This window comes from Bifidobacterium pullorum subsp. saeculare (assembly GCF_016899725.1).
Taxonomy (GTDB): Bacteria; Actinomycetota; Actinomycetes; order Actinomycetales; family Bifidobacteriaceae; genus Bifidobacterium; species Bifidobacterium pullorum_C.
Window position 1 is genome coordinate 1 of sequence record NZ_JACLYU010000217.1, and the last position, 452, is coordinate 452.

1 protein-coding gene is annotated in these 452 nt (G+C 53.3%); it reads right to left on the reverse strand.

Features of this window, described 5'->3' with window-relative positions; genetic code table 11:
• The coding region (locus H7U32_RS10250; protein ID WP_204469920.1) for a hypothetical protein at positions 1-365 on the reverse strand (365 nt) is incomplete at its 3' end.
• Positions 366-452 lie beyond the last annotated feature (87 nt).

Consider the following 452-nt stretch of genomic DNA (forward strand, 5'->3'; position numbering starts at 1 on the left):
GCGCTGTACTCAGCTTGGAAGTCCGGTGCAGTCCAGTCGTCTTGGTAGTCGAACGGGGTACGGATGAACGAAGTGGTGTCCACGGTAACAGTGAACTTGTCGTTGGCGATACGAGCGCCGTCGAGCTTCTGGCCCGACTTACGACCTTGAACTACAGCCGCACCGATTCGGTCGCCGCGCCAAGTGTTGGACTGGTTCATCACCGACTTGAACTTGGTGAGGTTCATGCTGCGGAAGATCGACTCGACTTTGAACGAGCCTTCTACGTCGCCTTCGTACGCTTCAATGTGAATGTCCACATCAGCGTTTGCACCGGCCCACCATTCACGGGTCAGGGCACTGGCGTTGTATACTGGATCAGCCATGTAAGGTAACTCCTAAAGAATTTAAATTCGAATTTGTGTTGCGAGTACAGGGCACCTATTACCTAGCTTCAGTGCCCTGCGATGTAT